Here is a 20045-nt window from a genome sequence, read left to right as displayed (position 1 = left end):
TGATAGCTTAATCAAGAAAAGAGGTGCCAATATGGGAACATATATCGTTGAAACAGAAGATTTGACAAAGACATATGGAGCTGTAAATAGTGTGAATCAATTACAAATGCAAGTTGGTAAAGGTGAAATTTATGGATTCCTAGGCCCAAATGGGGCTGGGAAAACGACGACAATTAGAATGTTACTGGGATTAATAAAACCAACTACAGGTAATATTAAAGTATTCAATCGAGATTTAAAAACAAATCGAATTGATATTTTAAAAGAGGTTGGCTCTCTTGTTGAATCGCCATCTTATTATGGACATTTAACAGGTCATGAAAACCTAGAAGTAATTCGGCAAATGTTACAAGTACCAAAAAAGAATATTGATGAGGTATTACGTATTGTTCGATTAGAGAAACAAAAAGATAAACTAGTTAAACAATACTCACTTGGAATGAAGCAACGCCTCGGCATAGGGATGGCACTACTTGGAAATCCAAAATTATTAATTTTAGATGAACCCACAAACGGATTAGACCCTGCCGGGATTCAAGAAATTCGTGAACTCATCAAACAACTGCCAAAGCAATATGATATGACAGTTGTTATTTCTAGTCATTTGCTAAATGAGATGGATCAAATTGCAACACAAGTGGGCATTATTAATAGTGGACATCTTATTTTTCAAGACAAAATTGAAGTGTTACGCAAAAAAAGTCAGGCATCAATGAAAATACGTGTAAATGATGTAGTAAAGGCTCATCAAATTTTAGAACAGCATCAAATTCATCTTAGACTTGAAGGTGATTGTCTTGTTACACATCAACAAGAAGATCACCTTATTTCTCACATAAATCATTTATTAGTACAGCAGAATATATCAGTGTACCGAATTGAAGAAGAGAAGCATACGTTGGAAGAAATATTTCTAAGCTTAACAGAAAAAGGTGGTGTTTTATAGTGATTGCTGCCTTAAGAAGTGAATTATTGAAATTAAAAAGAAAGAAATTATTTTTAGTGGTATTTTTGATACAGTCTTTAGCATTACTTTGGTTATTTGCTATTGTGTCACAAGAAAAAAAGGAATTTCTAAATTGGGAGTCTCTTCTTTCAAGAGTAAGTATGATAAATGCATTATTTTTACCTATAATGATTGCGACAATTACATCTCGAATAATTGATTTTGAAAATAAGGGCAACACCTGGAAGCTATTGTGTGCAATTCCCACATCTAGGCAACTAGTATATATAACCAAAATTATCTTTAGTCTCTTTTTTCTTGTATACGCAGGGATAATTACTATTTCTGTAATTATATTAATAGGAAAAATTTTTAATTTTGAAAGTGGAATTCCGGTAATATTATTACTGAAATACGGTTGTTTTACCATTATAGGATGTATTCCAATGGTTATTTTGCAACTCTGGATATCATTGGTAGTGAAAAATCAAGTATTTGCTTTAACGGCAGGTGTAATCGGCTCATTTCTTGGATATTTCGGGCAGATGGTTCCTTGGAAAACATGGATAATTTGGAGCTATTCATCTCTGACAAATCCAATTTCTTGGGCATTTTCCAATGGGAAAATAGTATTTTTCCCAAACCAAGAAGTCATGATAAATCTTTTGTTAAGTTTAGTTGTTAGTTTATTATTTATCATTCTTAGCACTGCTCATTTTTCGCAAAAAGATATTCATTAGGAGGATGCAGATATGTTATTAAGCTCATTTCGATGTGAATTATTAAAATTAAAACGTTCAAAAATATGGATTGTAATGACATTCATTCCGCTTATTTGTATTACGCTTGGACTCATAAATTTTCAAGTAAACTACGATGTCTTAATGAAAGTCTCAACAAATGAGTGGGAGAAAGCTTGGACACAAGTTGGATTAATTTATGGATTATTTTTATTTCCTGTCGTAGTAAGTATTTATTGTGCATTTGTATGCCGCTTTGAACATAGCGAGGGAAATTGGAAAAAAATCATCTCTTTACCAATTCCATTTCGATATGTGTACATGGCAAAGTTATTAGTAATCTTTATGTTAACTTTATTGACACAAGTATTTTTTTTAATTGTTTATATCTTAATTGGTAAGCTACTAGGTATTACAAGTCCTATTCCTTGGATTTCATTATTAAATTGGTCATTCAATGGATGGATTGGTACATTTTCAATTGCTGCGCTACAATTATTTCTCTCATCTGCTATAAAAAGTTTTGCTGTTCCAGTTGGAATGAGTTTTGGTTTTACATGTATAGGAATGATATTTCATTACTTAAATATCGGGTATATATGGCCATTTGCGCAACCAGGACTAGCAATGGACCCTATTCATCTAGAAGGCTTGCAGACTTTCTTTCAGTTTAGTACTTTTTATGTCTTAAGTTGCTTATTTGCTATTATATTTACTTTTGTTGGAGTTCGAAGATTTACAATAAAAGATATTATATAAATAGAAGTACAGCGAAATTATTAAAATATTAGGGGGCAGAACTGATAAAATTTCTAGGTGGAATACGTTTATTAATAAAAAGAGCCAGTTTTGTCCAACTGCAAAGTTAGCATTAGTACTCTGTATAGCACTAGATAAAAAATTTGAAGAATTATTTTATTTTTGATTAATTGGTGTACTAGGGATCAAAACAAATCCCTTTCAATCTAGTTTTTTCATTATCCATAAAACAAAAAATACGCTATCCTTGCTGTATCATTATAGGAAAGGGTGGCGTTTTTGTATGTCTATTTCTGTATCTGATGAATTACAACTATTCGCTCAAGAAATTCAAAACTTCTTATCTCCAGATTCCTTAAGAGATCTTGCTAGAGATGTTGGTTTTGTACAACGAACCAGTAAGTACCAAGCAAAAGACTTAGTAGCTCTATGTGTATGGATTAGTCAAAATGTCGCTAAAACCTCTTTAGCTCAGTTATGTAGCTGTTTAGAAGTATCAACAGAGGTTCTCATCAGTCCTGAAGGACTGAATCAACGATTTAATGCCACAGCCGTGCGATTTCTACAACAAGTGTTAGCTGAACTTCTCAACCAAAAGTTATCTTCAACTAAGCTGCTCTCTTCTCCTTATACTTCTAATTTCAAGCGTATTCGTATCCTAGATTCAACTGCATTTCAACTTCCCGATGTATTTTCATCTGTTTATCCAGGTGCAGGAGGATGCAGCCATACAGCGGGAGTAAAGATTCAGTTTGAGTATGATTTATTAAGTGGACAGTTCCTTCATATTCATACAGGTCCAGGGAAACAACATGATCGAACCTATGGTTCTCTGTGTGTCCCAACTGTGACAGCAAATGATTTATGTATCCGTGATTTAGGCTATTTTCACTTGAAAGATCTTCAACATATACAAGATAAAAAGGCTTACTATATCTCTCGTATTAAATCAAATACACGTATTTATCAAAAAAATCCCAGCCCTGATTATTTTCAAGATGGCAGAATCAAGAAAGGTACAGAGTATATCCAGATAGAAATGGAGGTTTTAATGTACTCACTTCAACCGGGACAAACATGCTTATGTAGGAATGATCGATAAAGTGCCAGCTCGTGTAATTGTTCATCGATTAACAAAACAACAGCAACAAAAACGATTACAAGATCAAGCTGTAAGAGAAAAAAAGAAAGGAATGAAGTATTCTCCTCGTAGTAAACGACTCAGTGGTATCAATGTATATATGACAAACACCCCTACAGATATTGTCCCGATGGGACAGGTACATGATTGGTATTCTTTGCGTTGGCAAATCGAAATTTTATTTAAAACGTGGAAGTCATTCTTTCAAATTCATCATTGTAAAAAGATAAAACCAGAACGATTGGAGTGCCATTTATATGGTCAGTTGATTGCCATTCTACTCTGTTCTTCTATCATGTTTCAGATGCGCCAATTGCTCCTCATGAAGAAAAAACGGGAGCTTAGTGAGTATAAAGCCATATATATGATTAAAGACTATTTTCTTCTTCTATTCCAAACTATACAAAAAAACACCCAAGAGCTATCAAAGGTGTTACTTCGCCTGTTCAATCTCCTACAGCAAAATGGGCGGAAATCTCATCGATATGAGAAAAAAACGGTCTTTGATATATTATGTGTCGTTTATAATTGTACCCTGTCTGATAATCAGGCCGCTTAATTCAAAAAAGTGAAACCTGCTAAGGTTTATTTCGTATGCAAATTTTTCAAACAACTACACTTGCCCTTTAGCAAAAAGAAACAATCTCGTCTAAAATTGACTTTGCATAAGCTTAGCTTGATAGAGATGTGGCAGTACCCCTTATAGGCAAAGGTTTTGACCCTTATTTTAATGGTGGGTGTTGTATATTGATAATAAAGTCATTTAAAAACAAAAATAAATCTCTTATTATAATTTTGTTAATTTTTACCGAGCGGAAAAATAAAGTTAAAAGTGATGTAAAATGAATTCTTAGATTCGAATAAATAGGAGAAGTTCTAATAAACGAAAAAGAAATTGAAGAATTATTTGAAGGCGTAACCCCAACATTTCGGGAATTTTGTACGGTAAGTAGTCAAAACTATAAAATTTGATTGTAATATGTTCGCTTAAGCCATTACCAAAAAGATATTAACCAGTAATCATCGGCACTTTGTTTTTGGTAATGAGTTTTGGTGACAGCGAAAGAAGCCAGTGAGAAATGGGGCATTTCAGATCGTCGGATACAGCTTTTATGTAAGTAGGCAGGATTATAGGTGAATATCGCTCGGCTGGACATGGGCTATTCCAGAGAATACCGTAAAACTTGTTGATGGACGAATGAAATAAATCTTAAAACTACAGGGAAAATACAGATTGCTGTGTTATCCTTTTTTCGGAGGTATACATTTATGGATATACGAATACTGCTTGTCGAGGACGATGAGCATATTTGCAATGCAGTAAAAGTCTTTTTATCTGGAGCGGGATATAAGGTGGATGCCTGTTTTAACGGGGATGAAGCGCATACCAAGTTTTATGATAACCCCTATCAGCTTGTCATTCTTGACATCTTGCTGCCCGGAATGAACGGTCATGAGCTTTTAAGGGAGTTCCGTAAGCTGAATAATACGCCAGTTCTGATGATGACTGCTCTTTCCGATGATGAGAATCAAATCAGAGCGTTTGATGCGGAAGCGGACGATTATGTGACTAAGCCGTTCAAGATTCAGCTATTGCTGAAACGTGTGGAGGCGCTGCTCCGTCGCAGCGGTGCGGTAGCAAAGGAAATTCACTATGGCAAGCTGACTCTTTTGCCGGAAGATTTCAAGGTTTTTTATGACGACGAAGAATTACTTTTGACCCTTAAAGAGTTTGAAATCTTAATGCTACTGGTGCAAAAAAACGGAAAAACACTATCTCATGAAGTTATTTTGTCCCGCGTGTGGGGCTACGATTTTGACGGTGATGGTAGCACCGTGCATACTCACATTAAAAACCTACGGGCGAAGCTACCGGATAATATCATCAAAACAGTACGCGGAGTGGGCTACCGATTGGAGGAAACTTCATGAAAAAGAATGGGATATTTATTAAGACTTTTGCCTATACGATAGTTGCTATGCTGTTGATTGTTTTAGTAACTGCCGCATTGTTTTCAAGTCAATTTTTAACACTGTACAGAGCAGTTGAAAGGGAACAAATAGTAGTGTCCTATCAGCCTTTGGTCAATAGAGTAAAAAATAGTGATTATAACGATATTCCCGCAGCAGCGCAAAGGTTTCGTGATAACAACCAATCATTTGAGTTTTGCATTATAGATGATAATCGTGGCGTGATTTACGCTACGCCGGGTGCTGATACCACGGATAATTTCAATGGTGACTTTTACTATGTGGTGCATAATGATAAAGCCCTCGGTTATTCTGTCGTCGCCCAGACCAGACCAGACCGGGATTAACTGCCTTTTACAATGAAATAATTGTGCAGGCATTGGTCGCGTTTGCCATTATACTCGCCCTCTGCCTTGTGTGCGCGTATGTTTTTGCACGGCAGATAACCAACCCAATTAAGCGACTGGCCGATGACGCCGGGAAAATGACAAGGCTTGAAGATGTATCGCAAAGCCTGCCTATACGCCGGGATGAATTAGGCGATTTGTCGCGTGACATTTACTTTATGTACGATAAATTGAAAGATACCATTTCCCGGTTAGAAAATGAAATCCTGCGGGTAAGGGAAATGGAGGAAGCACAGCGATATTTCTTTTCGGCGGCTTCACATGAGTTAAAAACGCCTATCGCGGCAACAAGTATCTTACTGGAGGGTATGCTCGAAAATGTAGGTGATTACAAAGATCATCCCAAATACCTGCGCGAATGCGTGAAGATGATGGAGGCGCAGGACGATGTGGTTTCCGAGATACTGGAGATTGTCAACCTGAGCGATGGGAAAATCTCTCAAGATCCTGAAAAACTGAAAGTTAGGCAATTAGTGGCTGACATACTGCCTGACTTTCAGATATTAGCTGAAGCAAACGGTCAGTGCATTGTTATGGACATTCCTGACGGACAAAACTGCCTTGTCGATTCTAAAATGCTTCAAAAGGCACTTTCCAATATCATTTTGAACGCAGTACAGAATACGCCTATAGGCGGTGAAATTAGGATATGGAGCGAGCCTGCGGCTAAACAATATCGCCTTTGTATACTAAACACTGATGCAAGGATAGACGCTACAGTTTTGCCTAAGTTATTTGACCCATTCTACCGTATGGATAAAGTGCGGGGGCGGAAAAGTGGGCGCAACGGTTTAGGCTTGACCATCGTGCGGAAAACGTTGGAAGTAATGAACATTGAATATGCTTTGGAAAACGTTCCGGATGGCGTTCTATTTTGGATGGATTTGCCAAAGGCATAAATAACACAAGGAGAAAAATAATGAAATCAGAAAACCGAAATAAACTTACAATTGCATTGTTTGTAATATATATGCTGCTGTTGACAGGCGTCATTCTCTTCAAATTACCGTTTTTTTCTTCTGAAATATCAGACGGGATACGAGTAATCAATCTGATTCCATTTCAGGGGTCTTTCGATGACAGCGGAACTATTGATTTTAGAGAAATAAGAGGTAATATACTTATTTTTATCCCTTTAGGTATATATATTTGTATACTAAAAAGTAAATGGCCTTTTATGAAGAAAGTTCTTCCAATTGTTGCTTTGACATTGGCGTTTGAAGCTATACAATTCATTTTCGCAATAGGAAGAAGCGATATTACTGATGTACTTGACAATACGCTTGGAGGGGTAATCGGCATTGGTATTTATGCTTTATTGTTCAAGATTTTCAAAAATAGGACTGTTAAGGTTGTAAATATACTTGCCTTGGTAGTAACTGTATTCGTAGTATTATATTTCGCCTATCTGTTTTATCTCAGCCATTTTGTTATGAGGCGTCTGCACCCCTAATGTTAGCAACCAAGCTTTATCACTTTGATCGACAGGGTTATTCCTGCCGGTCTTTTTTGATTTTCTCCGCTACAGACAAACTACAGGTTGACTACAGGGAAAATACAAATTGCTTTGCCATAATAGGAGCATGACAAACGTAAATGTCTATTTTACGCCATACATAGAATGACTACCGCAATGAAAATGAAAAAACTAATCGCACTCGCTTTAGCACTTTTTCTCGTACTATTATTTCAACCAACTTGCTGGTTGATTGAAATAGGGATATTTGATTAACTTTATTGTCATTGGATCCTGCCATATTCCAACCACCTATACTCCCAAAAATGAAAATCCGAGCTGTATTCCGCAAATAAGTCTTTAAAATTATCATTTTGGGGTATTTATTTTTCTTAGCTTGATAGCAATGTGGCGAGACCCCTGTTAGAGCAAATAAAAATACGTAAATTAAATAGTTTTATTAAAAATCAATTGAATTTCATTAATTGAAAGAGAAGAAAACACTACAATTTTTTTAATTCATGTATAAGACATACCCAAGTACTAACCTGTAATTTCCAATGAAATCCATTGCAATGTAGTAAGATAGGATGTAACATTTATCAGTATTTAAAAAGTCTAACATTGTTTAAATGAATTCAATGAGTAGTTAAGAGGAGAATACAATGAATAAAATAAATAGGCTAATGAAACGTAAAACGACTTGGATAATTCTTTTCCTATTCGCATTTATTTATGTAAATAACAGTTCTTTTTTTGCTAAAAGGGACGAGGGGGCTCCTATACTTCTTGCTCACCGAGGACTTTCCCAAACATTTAGCATGGAAGAGATTGAGAGTGATACATGTACAGCAGAACGTATAAATAAACCTGAACACTCTTATTTAGAAAATACAATTCCATCTATGGAAGCTGCATTTAAAGCTGGAGCTGATCTAGTAGAGTTTGATGTTCAACCAACTAAAGATAATAATTTTGTTATTTTTCATGATTGGACGCTTGATTGCCGTACTAATGGTAAAGGTGTTACAAGAGATTTTACAACAAAAGAATTACAAGCACTTGATATTGGTTACGGGTATACAGCTGATGGGGGTAAAACATTCCCATTCCGTGGCAATGGGACTAATGTTATGCCAACACTTGATGAAGTACTTAACCATTTTCCGGATCGTTCTTTCCTTATTCATATTAAGAGTGATGATGAAAATGAAGGAATCCAATTAGCTGCTTATCTTAAGAAACTACCAGCAAAACGCCTTGAGCAACTAACTGTATATGGTGGTGATAAACCAATTGCTGCGATTGAGGAGCGTATCCCTAGTTTACGAACAATGTCAAAAGTAACTATGAAAAAGGATCTTCTTACTTATATTGCGTTAGGGTGGACTGGTTACATGCCATCAAGTCTGAAGCATGGAGAGTTACATATTCCAGACAAAGTAGCTCCTTGGCTTTGGGGATGGCCGAATCGTTTTCTTAATAGAATGGATAAAGCAGATACTCGCGTTATCATTGTAGGTGGAAATGGATTTGGATTTTCAAGTGGATTTGACTCATTCGAAGATATAAAACGTATTCCTGAAGATTATACAGGTGGAATTTGGACAAATCGGATCGATAAAATAGCACCTTTATTTAAGAATAAGTGATGATATAATACTCGAAGTATTCATATGCTGAAAGAATTAATTTATGCTCCTAGAATTGTTTTGTAGAAATAAATCTTTAACAAAAAAGATGAATTTGTGATATATTTTTAAAGTAGTGCACAAGTGCAAAATCACAAAAAAGATCACCTATGAAATTTTGTAGGTGGTCTTTTCATATTCATTAAATAAACTTTAGATTCAATTAGTACAGTTGATTTTTACGTATCTTTAATAGGTAAAACTACATGAACAAAATAAGTGAAAAAGTGGAGGGTTATTTGTCTAAATATATAGAATTTTTAACAAAAATTCATAATTATGTTATATAATGATGTTAACAAACCATATTTTAGGCATTACCCCCGATTGTGTAGAATAAATATTTTTTCAGTATAGGAAAATAAGAAAATGAAGGGGACACGAGTATGATCGGAAATTTAAAGAAAGCAGCATTGAATTCGTTAGATGGGAAATGGGGGGTAGGTATAGGAGTATCAGCTTTATTCTATTTTGTACCAACCTTAAGTGCATCAGCAATCGCCTTTTTTATGTATTTAATATTTGTACTGTTTATCGGGTTAATTGGCCCTGATGCATTATTTATTTATTCAATAGGTGGGCAACCACAAGTAGATCCAACAGCACTTGCTGTACTTATTATAAGTTATATTGGTTTAGGTGGGGTTTGTTTCCTAATTTATAGTCTCATACAAGGTATCTTCAATTATGGATATTCTGTTTTTACTTTACACTTAGGGAAAAAAGAAGATGCTAAGGTAGACGATGTATTTTCGGGATTTAAAAAGAAGAATGTGTTTAAATCAATGAAATTGGGGCTGCTGCAAGCTATTTTTCTTTTTTTATGGAGTCTCTTATTAATTGTTCCAGGTATTATTAAATTTTTTTCTTATTCCATGTCGTATTACATATTAGTAGAGAATCCTGATTATACAGCAAGTGAAGCATTGAGAGAAAGTAAAAGAATAATGAAAGGACAAAAGCTAAAATTATTTGTTCTTTGGTTATCATTTATTGGGTGGTTTTTATTAGCTACATTTATCGGAATGTTTACATTTAATCTATCATTTATTTTTATTTCTCCTTATTACAACACAACTGTCTCACATTTTTACTTAGATTTAATTAAAAAGCAGGATATTGGAGAAGCGAAGGTAAGTATATAAACAGGAAAAAAGTATGTTTAAGGTGAAAAATATACGTAGTTGAAAGTGGATATGCGTTTAAGCATATCCACTTTTTAATATTATATTAAAATACTTAAGCTGCTGGATATATCATGTTTATTATGATTTGAGCATGGATACCGCAAACATGTTACTGTTTGGTTGAAATAAAGTTTGATTATCAATGCTTTGAAAATCCTTAGTGAATGAGCACTAAAAAGAATCCAATTTGAAAAAGATTAATCAAAATGAAATGTTATTAAAATAAAAAATAATCAATTATAAAAGTGATTTTGAACGTAAGGAATTTGTAAGGAAGAGGTAAGAAAAAAGAGATTTTCATTGTGTATGATTAAAATGTAAAGAAGATTGAGAGGAGGAACAAATACCATACATTTATATAAAAAAACAAATTAATTAATAAGACTTGTTTGGAAGAAAAGAGACATTACAAAAGTTAACATACAACTGAAAAAAGGATAGGTTATTTTTTAGGTCAGAAAGTCGTTTGTGAAATAGTGGGTATAAGAATGATTACAAATTCAATATCGCCCTTTTGTCTTTAGTCAAGATGAAAGCTGTATGATTGATTAGTTTAAAAACAGTAAAAAACCATATATACAATATGAATAGGGGAGAGAAATATTTTGATGAAAAAGCACTGTCGAATTACATGTACAGGTTTAGCCCTTTTGATAACTGGAGGTTCTCTGTTATATACAACTCCAACCTCAATTGTAAAAGCGGAGTCCACTCAAAATGTATCTAACTCGTTAGAAACAAGCACTCAAAGAGACCGTAATTCCGTCAAAGAGGCAATGCGGGGTACATTGCAACTTGGATATCCAGGGATACTTGCTAAAGTTTCTAAGAGCGGAAAAACATGGAGTTATGCTGCTGGTGTAGCTGATCTGAGTACCAAGCAACCAATGAAAACAGATTTTCGTTTCCGGATTGGCAGCGTGACAAAGACGTTCACTGCAACAGTTGTACTTCAATTAGCAGGAGAAAATCGCTTGAATTTAGACGATTCTATTGAAAAATGGTTGCCTGATGTCATTCAAGGAAATGGATATGATGATAAACAGACTACTATCAGGCAATTATTGAATCACACAAGTGGTATCGCTAATTACACAAGGTCAAATGATTTTAATATGATGGATACAAAAAAATCCTATACTGCTGAAGAATTAGTAAAGATGGGAATATCCATGCCTCCAGATTTTGCTCCAGGAAAGAGCTGGTCGTATTCAAATACAGGATATGTATTACTAGGAATTCTTATTGAAAAAGTAACTGGGAACAGCTATGCGGAAGAGATTGAAAATCGAATTATTGAACCACTTGAATTATCGAATACATTCTTACCTGGAAATTCAAGCGTCATTCCAGGAACCAAGCATGCCCGTGGATATATTCAATTAGACGGAGCAAGTGAGCCGAAAGATGTTACTTATTATAACCCAAGTATGGGGAGCTCGGCCGGAGATATGATTTCTACAGCTGATGATTTAAACAAATTCTTTTCTTATTTACTTGGGGGCAAATTACTGAAAGAAGAGCAACTAAAGCAAATGCTTACAACCGTCCCTACAGGAACAGATGAACTTGGCGATTACGGGCTTGGAATTTCCAAAATAAAGCTTTCAAACGGTGTATCGATATGGGGGCATGGAGGAACCATTCCTGGTTTTTTAACTTTTGCTGGGGGCACACTTGGAGGCAAGCATACATTGGCCGTCAATTTAAACAGTATTAAAGCTGATAGTCCTGATCCTTTTAAAAATATTTTACTTGCTGAATTTAGCAAGTAGGTCAAAGGGGAGAACGGATAAGTTTTATCATATTTTCATAGTGGATCAAACAAATGATGAAAACGGTCACTTATCTAAGGAGGTAATTCCGTGATGAAAAATAAGCTAACTGGTGTGTTAGCCACTGCATTAGCGGTGACTATGATTCTACCAACAGGAGCGAAAGCATTTTCTGAAAGTGAGACTACAGTTGTAACTGGTGAAGAAGTAGCTAGTCAGGAACTGAAGAAGATTGCAGCAGAGAAGGCTGAGCTACTTACAAAGTCTTATGAAGCGAATAGCGTGCAGTATGCGCTAATTGATAATGGAAAACTTATTTTGTCGGGTCAGGCTGGCAAGAATGATATGGAGGGGGAAAAGCCGCTAACCAAAGATACTCAATATGGGATTGGTTCAGTCAGTAAAATGTATGCAACAGCGGCTGTAATGAAATTGGTCGATGAAGGGAAAGTCGATTTGGATGCTCCTGTTGTCCGCTATGTTCCTGATTTTAAGATGAAAGACGGTCGATATAAACGTATTACACCGCGTATGTTATTGAATCACTCTTCTGGATTGCAAGGTTCTACGTTAGGTAATGCATTTTTATTTGAAGATAATGATACCTATGCCCATGATACCTTGTTACAGCAACTGTCAAATCAAAACTTGAAGGCGGACCCTGGCGCTTTCTCGGTATACTGTAACGATGGTTTTACGCTGGCCGAAATTTTGGTGGAAAGAGTTAGTGGCATGAGTTTTACTGAATTTCTACATCAAAGTTTTACAGGGTCTTTAAAGATGAATCATACGAAAACGCCGCGGGACAAATGGAGGGATGAGAATCGGGCTGGACTATATTTCCCAGCTTACCAAGGTCAACTTCCAATTGAATCGGTGAATGTAATTGGTACGGGAGGCATATCTTCTACGGCAGAAGATATGGTGCGATTCTCACAATTATTTATGGGACAGGGAAAAGGGATCCTCTCTGATAAGGTAGTCAAGGCAATGGAGCAAGAGGAATATAAAAAAGGAATATGGCCAGGGGATGGAGAGAATATTTTTAACTATGGCCTTGGCTGGGATAGTGTGAAACTATACCCATTTAGTGAATATGGGATTAAAGCTTTGGCTAAGGGCGGCGATACGGCACTGCAACATGCTATATTAGTCGTGCTACCAGAACAGAAAATAGCAGCGGCTGTATTGTCATCTGGTGGTAGGAGCTCTACAAATCAACTAATGGCAACTGAATTGCTACTCACCAGGCTTAAAGAAAAAGGTACTATTAAGGACATCAAGCCGAACAAATCCTTTGGCAAGCCGGTCAAAGTCAAAATGCCTCAAGGCGTAGCAAAGAAAGCAGGATTTTATGGCAATAGCGAAACTCATTTTAAAATTGAAATTACGAACAACGGAGAACTGTTCTTACCATCTAATCGAGAAGAAAAATATGTATATACTGCTGATGGAAGTTTTATTAATGAGGAGGGTACCTCCAAGCTCAACTTCGTAACCGAGAAGAATGGAAGAACTTATTTGAAGGAGAGCGCATATAAATCTCATTCAGGTTTAGGGCAAAGTGTGATGACCCACTATTTAGCTGAGAAACTAGAAGACAACGTGCTATCGAAGAAAACCGCTGCTGCATGGGCAAAGAGGGAAGGTGTCAAGTTCTATCTTGTAAACGAGAAATTTAGTTCTATTCAATATCTCGTTCAACCGAAACTTCTTAGTACACAAATTACTCGCAAGGAAGGCCCAGCAGGCTATTGGGATGGCAGAAAAATTACAGGTCCGAACACCGCGGTGCATCAGATCCAAATTCCCGTAATGAATGGTCGTGATACGACGGAAACGCGTTTCTATACAGAAGGCGGAAATGAATATATGGAGATGGCTGGGTTGTTATACGTAAGTGAATCTAATGTAAAACCAATTGATGTAGGCCAATCATCCAAAGTTACGTTGGATACAAATGGGCATGCGAAATGGTTTACAATTCCACAAGCGGCAACAGACAAAAGGATGACCGTGACGTTGCCATCAAATGGTTCATTTGCGGTGTATGATGAGAAGGGAGTTTGCATCAACTTTAGCATCGTGAGTGGCAATAACAAGGTGAAACTGCCGAAGAACGGAACAATCGTATTCGCTGGGGCACCGAAATCGGAATTTGCAATCTCGGTGAACTAGCTACAATTTAAGATGATCTTAAACAAAACCAGTACGGCACAGAAAAGATGTATTACTGGTTTTGTTTGTATTTACGCATTCTCTACGAAAAAACTTGAATAATATCACGCTCAAGCACTATAAAACATCTATAATACATTATAAATTTGTATAAAGAAAAGGCACCAAAGGTGCCTTCTTGCGATTTGAATCTTCTTAATATAGAATTAGATGCCAATCCAATTATTATTTTACTGCATTAAGTAGTTTCAGTTATTGAGAAATTATAAAAGCCCTCTTTCAAGTGCTTTTTTTATGTGTTTATATCCTTAATTGATTGTAAATTGATTTGAATACGTGAATTCACCACGATATTTAATTGCAGCGACATAAGTACCGCTTGTATAGCTATCTGTGATAGGGGTTTGCCAAATTTCTGTTCCAGGAATAAACTCTGGTTCTATTGTTTGGAATCGTTCTAGGGTACCATTTGTGTGCACTTTAAAAATTTTCATTTGTGCACCAAAATGTTCCCTACCAAAGTGCTGTGTTAAGTAAAATGTATCACCAGTCATTAAATTCCCAATCTTCCAATCAGGTTGATATGTACTTTCATCTGAATTTTGTAAATCCATAATGGTTTTAAATCCCCAATCATCATTAAGTGAATCTGAGTAAGCTGCAGCTGCATGTGAGGTAGGCTTACTCATTTCTATTGCAGTAAAACCGCTGAAAGTTAACACACCAATTAATGCTAATTTTCCTAACTTCATTATTGTTTCCCCCTATTAACTTCAAAGTTTTCAAAACTAGAAATCTTACACACATAATAATATAATCAACTGTATTATATTTCAAATATTTTCTAAAAAAACCCATAAAAATGTAAGTATGTAAGAGAAGTGAGAAATCCTAACAAGGTTTTTGCTAATACTTTTACTGAAAAAACTTGTGGCGGGAGTTCAACACTCGTTTTCATGTTCTGTTTTGATAAAATGAAATATGATTAGGGCATTATAAATAAATAGAAAAATCATGAATACCAGCATAGGGAGTTTCATTATTAATTTTTGTTTCTAGATTTTGTATGGTGTACTCTTGCCATGCTTCTAAATGATACGTATCCCATGATTGTTTAAATAGTTGATATAAATAAATCTCTCTTAATTTCAAGAAGATTGGGATTTGTTTGATTGTAACCTTATGTAGACTATTTTCCATTTTATATCCCTTAAAGAAATTACGCATAAAACTATCACAAAAATTATGTGTATTGCCATTGTAGGAGTCGTGCTGCCAATAAGCATGATAGAAAGCTACTGCAAGATCCTGTGCAAACCAATTGTAAGAACACTCATCAAAATCAATAATGGTTATAAATCCTTTCTTGTTCATAATTAAGTTCCCCTGATGATAGTCATTATGGATAAGGCCGAAATTGTCAGGCATTATGTTATCGGATGTGAGACTGTTAAGTAACTTATCATATTTTTCGCCAATCCACGGAATTAGATTTTCTCTAATATTAAAGACATCAGGGTTATCATTACGCCAAGCAGGACGGTGTATGCTTTTAAATTTGTGAATTTTTGATATTGCATGCATTCTCCCTAAACTTTTACCAAATTGTTTAAAAGTTACTTCATTCCAGTGTGATTTATTTTTAACATCAATTGAATCGCCTGGAATATATTCAAAATTTGTCTTAACTCGTTCTCCTTCATATGCTAATGGGAGTATAACCTTTGGAACAGGTACACCTTTATCATGTAGAAAACCCATCCACTCTATTTCTTGCATTACCATCTCTTTCGTTTTACTTTTTGGGGAAATCCTGACTACGCTGTTGTGCTCTTTGTTATGAAAAATATCGTTATGAAAACCTCCATTTAATTTAACCCGATTTTCTGTCATTTTGTATTCTCCTTTACCTCTCAATTTACAAAGATGCATTTCTAAAACAGTGGGATTGTAAACATATTTAGGTCTTATTGACCAATACATATTAGTCTTTCTTTTCCTTTTTAGTACATACTTTTAGAAAAGGAAGCTACTCTCAATGTATTTATTTTGCTTCTACGAATATGTTGTTCTCCCTAAATAATAAAATTTTTGAGTTCTTTATGAAAATTCTGTTGTTTTTCTATCTTATAATATATATAATAATTGAGTTTGCTTCATAAGGCGTAATAAATGAAAAGAATCTACTTTTTTCTAACTGTAACAGAAGTACATAATAGATGGTGCTATATAAGTACCAAATGGTTAGATAAGCTGATTGGCAGAATAAATTTACAATGATATACCTTTTATATCAAAGTATACTTATATATCTATATAAGGAATAATGGTAATGCAGAAAACGGAGGAATTTATGAGTACATTACAGGCATCATGTCAACATATGCAGGAAATAGTTTACCTAGTACATAAATATTACAATGAACTGTATCAAAATCAATCCATACTGGAGTCATTTCCTGATGTATCCATTCAGCGTATTTCTGATGAAGAACCAGTAGTATTAGAAGGTGTACCATTTTCTCATTATGTACAAACAACAGATCGTCTTGTTATTTTTGTATCAGATAAAGGAGAGCAACCAGCTTGTGCCGTGTATCATTTAGTTGGTGAAGATGAACTACTTCCTTGTTTAGTGGATAGTTCATATTTAACGGATGAAACAAGAGAAGAATTCTATCTGTGGGCGAATATCTGGAATGATACATATTACCAGCTCCAAAAAATTGCTCAGGTTATGCAGCATAAAGTGTATGAAAAATTAGAAGAAAAACAAGTTGACCTTGATAAATTACAATCTGAATTAGAGAAAATGGAGAAAAGAAATCTCTTTCTGAATGCACAAAGTTATCGCGGGGTAATACCAAGAAATTATAAGCAATTGCTAATCAATAAAGAATTGGTAACACATGAATAAGTAACTGGATAGCAACAACGAGCAAGAAGATATTGTTGTCTATGATGTAATGAAATATCATTTATTTAAACAAAAAAGGACTAATTGTCTAGGATAGTCAACTGGACATCCGATGTCTAGTCATGTAAAAATTTACATGTAACCAAATTATTATAAATAGATTATTGAGTAACTAGGGGGAAAGATTACAAATTATGAAATCAGAGAAATCTACAATTGCTGAGAAAGTACAATCTATTAAAGGAAAGACAGTTGCAAAGTATGGGGCAGTCGTTTTCCTATTCTTTTGGGTTAACATCTTGTTATAACCAAAAAAACGATAGATTATCGTCACAAGTAGAACTTTATCGAGAAAAGTCAATGGAATTAGCCGAAAAGTATGATGACCTAGTAAGTGATTACGACAAGCTGAAGGCTAAGCTGTATGCTATAGAGAATCCACCTGAAGAAACATATGGAGAAGTAGATAGCGCTGAAGAAACATATGGAGAAGTAGATAGCGCTGAAGAAAAGCCTGTTGAGAAAGAGGAAGAAACGCCAATTCAAAATACGGAGCCAGAGAAATCTGAAGAGGAAACACTCAAAGAGGAGCAATATGCAGCCCGAGAAAAGAAAGCATATGCGAATCTCACTTCTCTAGGAAGTTCAGAAGCGCAGGAAACATACAAAGAACTAATTAAGCCAAAGCTTTCAAGATGGGCTAGTAAGGATATGTTACAAATAGCGAAGGAGGGTGTGAACTTTCGTGAGATAGATGATAGTAACCTACCTTGGACAGATGTTACTGAGCCGAACGGAACGAGTACGAAGCATATCTATAAGAGTGGTTATGACCAATTAGAGATTACATACAACTTTGACGGGACCATTACAAAATCTGAATGGAAAACAGGAGTGAACAAATAAGCTGAAAAACCTAATGTCTACACTTACGTCGTCAAATTTTGATAAAACATTTATCGCATACTCAAATGGGTTTCAGGTCTTTAAAGGTACATTACAAGATTACTTATTTATGCCCTATCAAGAGAAGCAGGCACTAAAGGTAACAACATTCCGTATCTGTACCAAAGAGGGGAACTAATATTTTTATATTTGAAAGATTAAAAGAAGCATAAACTCATAGCAGTAAGAGACATTATGAATGAATCTTGATTAATAACTACGTTTATGGAATAGAATGTGAATTGGCTATATTTACGAATAAAAAAGTTACTACAATAGATGCAAATGATGGTTGATATTGTGAAAGAAAATAAATTCATTCATACAGGCAATGCGGTGGAAACAAAAATGTACCTAGAGTTCTTATTTCAAGAAAAGTTAAGGTTTTCTCCTATTTTAGAAGTCTGCGAAGTTACTTTATACGTTGATCCCGATAACTTTATTATAGTCATGGATGATGCGACTTGGGAGAACGCTAGAACAGAAGGGAATAGAGGAGTAAAATAACATTATTCACAAAAACAAATACAGCAATTACATGAGGTAATTTAAAAAGACAAATACCCGAGATTAATTGCATTTAGGGAACTGTACCCCTTTACGGGGGAGCAGCTGACAGTGTTTAAAAATATTATACATGCAGATATTATGCATTTTCTGGGGTTTCTTACGGTGTATGGTTCCAAAAAATAGAAACACATTCGTAACAGAAAAAAGGTATTCCATATTTTTGGATGGAATACCTTTCTCTTTTTAGATACATCAACGCTTTATATCTTCTTCTTCGCTTCTTTCCGCTTCTTCCACGATTTTTGGAAATCACGGAATACAAGTACACATAAGATAAATGTCAGCATAATATGCAGTAATTTCCAAAATGCATCTACATTTGTACCTCTAAAACTAGATTCTTCAATGGCACGGCTTACGAAATCGATCAGGAAAATGAAAGATAAGAAGAGTATCATTCTATCTTCTCTTTTTCCTGTAAAATATAAAAGTAGAAAGACTATACCTAAAATAAGTGGTGTATAAATCGTGTCTAACATGAATTGTCTGTCTCCTTTTGCTACTAGATATTCTAATATATAAACTATATACTATTATAATTGCTTATGTAGTGAATTTGAAGATAGACTTCCCATTGGTTCGACACATAGAACTAGAGCATGGATGTTTACCACATAACTAATGATAAACTTTAAAAATTTACAAATTACCCATTTATTGATGAGATATTCCTAAAATCCCATAAGATCCTTTACATGTGTAGCGTTCTGTTTAGATGTTAGTATTTCAAGTAATAAAAAGGCAACATCAAAAGCTGTACCTGGATTTGAAGATGTAATAATATTTCCATCCTGAACAATTAAATCATTTTGTACGATTGCACCAAAGTTCTTTAACTGCTCTTTTCGTTTACTTGTTGGATGACTGTAAGTGGTGGCTTTTTTATTTGTAAGGATTCCGCTTTTACCGAGTGCTAAAGATGCTACACAGATACTGGCAATGGGCTTCTGTTTGGCATGGAAATGTTGAATAACATGTAAGAATTCATTACTGTATGCATCCTGATAAAAACCAGCTTCTTCAAATCCCCCTGGAATAGCTAATGCATCAAACTCGTCTAATTGAATTTCATCAACCGTTTTTTCTGGTATGACAGTAAAATTCCAGGTGCAGGTTAATTTATTTCGAAGACCAACTGTTACGACCTCGGTGGACTCATCACCCTCCCATTTATTCCAGCCTAGTACGTCAGTAAATACACTCGCTTCCACTGCTTCAAATCCGTCAGCTAATAATAAACAAATCTTTTTCATATTGAAAATCGCCTCCTTCTATCCTAATTTTATATAAAGATAGTAGGCTGATACATAAGTTGAACAAGGAAATTTGATTGTTTAGCTTTATTATATAAAGAATTTCATT

The 20045-nt window shown here is 35.0% G+C and carries 16 protein-coding genes and 3 pseudogenes; 15 read left to right on the top strand and 4 right to left on the bottom strand.

Annotated elements, in window-relative coordinates; translation table 11 throughout:
* The first annotated feature begins 31 nt into the window (after positions 1–31).
* The 12 genes and pseudogenes from HFD78_RS27825 (at position 32) to HFD78_RS27770 (ending at position 14251) form a co-directional block, all read left to right on the top strand.
* Positions 32–946: an ABC transporter ATP-binding protein gene (locus HFD78_RS27825; RefSeq protein WP_000537651.1), complete on the top strand. Its 915-nt coding sequence runs from the start codon at positions 32–34 to the stop codon at positions 944–946.
* Positions 946–1686, top strand: a complete 741-nt coding sequence (locus tag HFD78_RS27820; RefSeq protein WP_000559634.1) for an ABC transporter permease — start codon at positions 946–948, stop codon at positions 1684–1686. Before HFD78_RS27825 ends, HFD78_RS27820 begins: the two co-directional genes overlap by 1 nt.
* 12 nt (positions 1687–1698) lie before the next feature.
* Positions 1699–2445, top strand: coding sequence for an ABC transporter permease (locus HFD78_RS27815; protein WP_000927301.1), 747 nt, complete (start codon positions 1699–1701; stop codon positions 2443–2445).
* 82 nt (positions 2446–2527) lie between these two features.
* A pseudogene (locus tag HFD78_RS27810) lies at positions 2528–2611 on the top strand (helix-turn-helix transcriptional regulator); the annotation flags it as partial.
* 117 nt (positions 2612–2728) lie between these two features.
* Positions 2729–4145: pseudogene (locus HFD78_RS27805) on the top strand (IS4 family transposase).
* 710 nt (positions 4146–4855) lie between these two features.
* Positions 4856–5518, top strand: coding sequence for a response regulator transcription factor (locus HFD78_RS27800; protein WP_074593996.1), 663 nt, complete (start codon positions 4856–4858; stop codon positions 5516–5518).
* Positions 5515–6863 (top strand): annotated as a pseudogene (locus HFD78_RS27795) (sensor histidine kinase). Before HFD78_RS27800 ends, HFD78_RS27795 begins: the two are co-directional and overlap by 4 nt.
* Positions 6864–6883: 20 nt before the next feature.
* A complete protein-coding gene (locus tag HFD78_RS27790) occupies positions 6884–7417 on the top strand; it encodes a VanZ family protein (RefSeq protein ID WP_000834367.1) in 534 nt (177 codons plus the stop codon).
* A gap of 668 nt (positions 7418–8085) precedes the next feature.
* Positions 8086–9072 (top strand): glycerophosphodiester phosphodiesterase family protein, encoded by a 987-nt coding sequence (locus HFD78_RS27785; RefSeq protein ID WP_097814385.1) that lies wholly within the window; start codon positions 8086–8088, stop codon positions 9070–9072.
* A 425-nt stretch (positions 9073–9497) separates the two neighbouring features.
* Entirely contained in the window at positions 9498–10256 is a 759-nt protein-coding gene (locus HFD78_RS27780) for a DUF975 family protein (RefSeq protein WP_098787499.1), read from the top strand.
* A 650-nt stretch (positions 10257–10906) separates the two neighbouring features.
* Positions 10907–12073 (top strand): serine hydrolase domain-containing protein, encoded by a 1167-nt coding sequence (locus HFD78_RS27775; RefSeq protein WP_098204630.1) that lies wholly within the window; start codon positions 10907–10909, stop codon positions 12071–12073.
* 93 nt (positions 12074–12166) lie between these two features.
* Complete coding sequence (locus tag HFD78_RS27770) at positions 12167–14251, top strand: serine hydrolase domain-containing protein (protein ID WP_098204629.1); 2085 nt, start codon at positions 12167–12169, stop codon at positions 14249–14251.
* Positions 14252–14559: 308 nt separating this feature from the next.
* Here HFD78_RS27770 and HFD78_RS27765 read toward each other — a convergent pair whose 3' ends face one another.
* Positions 14560–15003, bottom strand: a complete 444-nt coding sequence (locus HFD78_RS27765) for a DUF5065 family protein (RefSeq protein WP_097862964.1) — start codon at positions 15001–15003, stop codon at positions 14560–14562.
* 241 nt (positions 15004–15244) lie between these two features.
* Entirely contained in the window at positions 15245–16144 is a 900-nt protein-coding gene (locus HFD78_RS27760; protein ID WP_098794714.1) for a phosphotransferase enzyme family protein, read from the bottom strand.
* Between the two features lie 460 nt (positions 16145–16604).
* Here HFD78_RS27760 and HFD78_RS27755 point away from each other — a divergent pair, with 460 nt between their 5' ends.
* The 3 genes from HFD78_RS27755 to HFD78_RS27745 all read left to right on the top strand — a co-directional run bounded on the left by HFD78_RS27755 (position 16605) and on the right by HFD78_RS27745 (position 18620).
* On the top strand, positions 16605–17168 hold the full coding sequence (locus HFD78_RS27755; protein WP_137070521.1) for a hypothetical protein: 564 nt from the start codon (positions 16605–16607) through the stop codon (positions 17166–17168).
* A 360-nt stretch (positions 17169–17528) separates the two neighbouring features.
* Positions 17529–18074, top strand: a complete 546-nt coding sequence (locus tag HFD78_RS27750; protein WP_238797745.1) for a hypothetical protein — start codon at positions 17529–17531, stop codon at positions 18072–18074.
* A gap of 339 nt (positions 18075–18413) precedes the next feature.
* Entirely contained in the window at positions 18414–18620 is a 207-nt protein-coding gene (locus tag HFD78_RS27745) for a hypothetical protein (protein WP_135238658.1), read from the top strand.
* A 263-nt stretch (positions 18621–18883) separates the two neighbouring features.
* Here the strand turns inward: HFD78_RS27745 and HFD78_RS27740 are convergent, their stop codons facing one another.
* A complete protein-coding gene (locus HFD78_RS27740) occupies positions 18884–19162 on the bottom strand; it encodes a hypothetical protein (protein ID WP_074593984.1) in 279 nt (92 codons plus the stop codon).
* A gap of 192 nt (positions 19163–19354) precedes the next feature.
* Positions 19355–19936, bottom strand: coding sequence for a DJ-1/PfpI family protein (locus HFD78_RS27735; RefSeq protein WP_086391328.1), 582 nt, complete (start codon positions 19934–19936; stop codon positions 19355–19357).
* Positions 19937–20045: the final 109 nt, after the last annotated feature.

Origin of the sequence: Bacillus sp. EKM501B, from assembly GCF_011800505.1 — a bacterium.
Lineage (GTDB): Bacteria > Bacillota > Bacilli > Bacillales > Bacillaceae_G > Bacillus_A > Bacillus_A cereus.
The sequence above is the reverse complement of the archived record's forward strand: the minus strand, read 5'-3'. Positions and strand labels throughout refer to the sequence as shown.